The sequence below is a fragment of the Microcystis sp. M53603_WE2 genome (assembly GCF_030065435.1).
In genome coordinates, this window is the sequence record NZ_JASJFF010000330.1 from 1 (window position 1) to 3525 (window position 3525).

A 3525-nucleotide genomic window follows, 5' to 3' on the forward strand; every position below is an offset into this window, starting at 1 on the left:
ATTGATACCCCCGAATTAGCTAAAACTTATATAGATCCTGAAGCGGATACCTTACCCTCTCCCCTGGGAGAATTTCCCGACTTAGAAAAAAGTGTCAATTTATTAGTAAAAGCGATCGCTAGACGCGATAAAATTGCTATCTGTGGGGACTACGATGCCGATGGCATGACCAGTACATCTTTACTGCTAAGAGCCTTAAAACATCTCGGCGCTAGGGTAAATCATGCCATACCCAGTCGCATGAAAGAGGGATACGGAATTAATCAGCGCATTGTCGAAGAATTTGCCGAGTCGGGAGTCGGATTGATTCTCACCGTTGATAATGGTATTTCCGCTCACGAACCGATCGCCCTAGCGATAGAATTAGGATTAAAAGTTATTATCACCGATCATCACGATCTGCCGCCAATTTTACCAAATGCCTCCGCTATTCTCAACCCAAAATTATTAACCCCTAACTCTCCCTATCAGGGATTAGCGGGGGTGGGAGTCGCCTATATTTTAGCGGTGACAACTGCCCAAAAAATGGGTAAATTACAGGGATTAACCGAGTCATTATTAGCATTATTTACCCTAGGCACTATAGCAGATTTAGCCCCATTAATCGGGGTAAATCGTCGCTGGTTAAAACGGGGTTTAAGAAAATTACCCAAATCCCAATTAGTCGGGATTCAATCCCTCATGCAAATAGCGGGAATTAGCGAGGAACAAAAGCAATTACAACCGGATGATATTGGCTTTAAATTGGGACCGAGAATTAATGCCATTGGCAGAATTGGTGATCCCCAGATAGTTATTGAATTATTAACCACCGATGATGCCGGAATTGCCTTAGAAAGAGCGATGCAGTGCGAACAAATTAATCGTACCCGTCAAGAATTGTGCGAAAAAATTGAAGAAGAAGCAATTAAATTAGTGGAAGAAACGCCGATTCTTTGGCAAAAAGATCGAGTTTTAGTCGTGGTAGAAAAAGATTGGCATCATGGGGTAATTGGTATTGTAGCCTCCCGTTTGGTGGAACGCTACGGAGTGCCGGTTTTTATTGGTACTTACGAGGAAGAAGATACGGGTAAAATTCGCGGTTCTGCCAGAGGAATTGAAGAATTTCACGTTTTTGAAGCCCTGCAATTTTGCCAAGATTTACTAGGAAAATTTGGCGGTCATAAAATGGCGGGAGGTTTTAGTTTACCCACAGCTAATTTACTAGCATTCAAACAAAGATTAAGTCAATTTTCTCACAAAATTTTACAAATAGAACAATTAAAACCTTTAATTAAAATTGATACTATCCTCGACTTTAAACAAATCACCCTGCAACTTTTTCAACAAATTGATAGTTTGCAACCCTGGGGAATTGGCAATGAATTACCCGTTTTTTGGACTCCTAACGTGCGAGTAGTGGAACAGAAAACTATCGGAAAAAATCATTTAAAATTATTGCTGGCTCAAAGCGATAATACCAGAATTAAAGCCCTAGCTTGGCGTTGGGGCGAATATTGTCCTTTACCAACGCGTTTAGATATTGCCTATAAACTCAAAGAAAATACTTGGAATGGTAATACAACCATAGAAATTGAATTAGTGGGAGTGCGATTACCCCAAGAAAATGATAGTATTAAAAAAGCAATTTTTATGCACGCCGAAAAAATGTATCAATGTAGTTTTTGGGGTGATGTAAACGAGATTCGCATCAAAAATGAACAGGGCGATATTTTAGTCGTGCAGAAAGGGCAGCGCATTGGTTTATTAGGCAAAAATCGACAACAAGCTAGAGAAGTCAACGTGACTGAACCCCGTTTTTATACTTTAATTAAAGTTGCCATCAAAGCTTTGGCTATCTAGCGCTGGCTGAATAAATCTAATACCAAATCCGTTTTTAAGTAGGGAGGCACAATTATTTGTAGGATGGGTTAGCGGTAGCGTAAACTATGCGGGCGTTGGGTTTCATGCTTCAACCCAACCTACGTTCATCTTATATTTAATTCCACCCACCCACTTACTGATCAGGGTAAGCTGTTTTGTCTGTCTAGTTTGAGCTTGAGTCTCGGGCTGATCGTTTCTTTTCTCCTGTTACCTGCGTGGGGTAACAGGCGGGTTAAAATGACGATTTGGTATCAAGCTTATACCGTTATGGTTTGAGCTAGTTATTCTTTTTACCACCAAATAGGGACCAAAAACCGCCCTTAGTATTCCCTTCCTTTTTTTGTCCCTTCTGGTCTTCCATTTCAGTATTAGGATTAACTACTTTATCCAGTTCCCGTTTGCACCTAATCACCGTCGCATCTTTGGGGCGGGCTTGCCAAGCGCGATTGATATGAACCCGGGCCATGGAGAGTTGATTTTGTCGCAGATAGGCTAAACCGAGCAGGGCGTGACAGATGCTATTATCTGGTTCTTCCCGTAGGGCATCGCGCAATTCTCGCAAAGCTTGGGCGGGGTTATTTTGGTCAAGAGAGGCTTGGGCGCGGCGAATATAGGCTTCTAAGGGCGATTCCTTGGCTTTAGCTGGGGCTGCCGTGGTGGTAGCCGCGACCACTAACTCGGACTGGCGAGGATTGCCTTGGGAGATAAAGACTTTCGGGGTAGTTTTCTTGTTGCCCTGACCTTCGGTTAGCATCAGATAAACCAGATTGAGTTCACTGAGTTGGGCGATTTTCTGATAGGTATTTTCCAGGGCGGTATATTGATCGATCGCCAAAGATTGCAGGATTTTTTGATAGGCTAATTCATAGTTAGCGGTGGACTGGGCTAGTTTTCTAGCTGGTTCGCTATTGATGGTGATTTTACCCGAATCTCGCGCCATTGCCTTACCCATTTGTGTTAAAACAAGGCGGAATTCTTCCCGAGATAGGTCGCGGCCTAGATGTTCGTAGGCTGGGTTAACTAATTTGGCGAGTAACTGATGAGCCTGTTCCCTTTCGGCGGGGGTGTAAAGGCGACAGGTATCGGGGTGAAGTTTATAGGCGATTTTTAAGTAACGCTCGCGAATCTCCTCATGTTCGGCATCGATCGAGACTCCTAAAACAGCGAAGTGATCGATTAAATCAAATTGAAATAATCCCTGGGAAATCGGAAAAGGCATACAGCAGACCCTACTCTAAAATGATAATCCCATTAAAACTGAAAACTCCAAGAGGCGGCTTTTTGCAGAGCCTGGCTTAAGGGGGTGTGAATGTGTCCGTTAGTGGCCAGAATTCGCCCCGTTTCCATCAGAAAAGGACTCTCATCGTAGGCGGTAATTTTACCGCCAGCTTCTTCGATAATAACAATTCCTGCGGCCAGATCCCAGGTATTAATCCCTCGTTCCCAATAACCATCTAAGCGCCCACAGGCCACATCGGTTAAGTCTTTGGCAGCAGAACCGCTGCGGCGTACCCCTTGGCTCAGATGGGTCAGATAACAGAATTCGGCATAATTATTATCGGGGGTTTGACAGCGATCGTAGGCAAAGCCTGTCACCAGTAAACTTTTTTCTAGTTCACTCGTCCGGGAGACATGGATGGGACGACGGTTCAGGGTGGACCC

The 3525-nt window shown here is 43.8% G+C and carries 3 protein-coding genes; 1 reads left to right on the forward strand and 2 read right to left on the reverse strand.

Annotated features, from left to right (window positions below):
- The coding region (recJ, locus tag PX481_RS07140) for a single-stranded-DNA-specific exonuclease RecJ (protein WP_288094145.1) at nucleotides 1-1842 on the forward strand (1842 nt) is incomplete at its 5' end.
- 298 nt (nucleotides 1843-2140) lie between these two features.
- Here recJ and PX481_RS07145 read toward each other — a convergent pair.
- Entirely contained in the window at nucleotides 2141-3082 is a 942-nt protein-coding gene (locus tag PX481_RS07145) for a J domain-containing protein (RefSeq protein WP_002760810.1), read from the reverse strand.
- 32 nt (nucleotides 3083-3114) lie between these two features.
- Nucleotides 3115-3525, reverse strand: a 411-nt coding sequence (locus PX481_RS07150) for an inositol monophosphatase family protein (protein ID WP_288094147.1), incomplete at its 5' end; no start/stop codon positions are given.

What these genes read in the sequence shown, in the direction of transcription:
- PX481_RS07145 (WP_002760810.1), bottom strand. Translation starts at nt 3,082, where the DNA reads ATGCCTTTTCCGATTTCCCAGGGATTATTTCAATTTGATTTAATCGAT.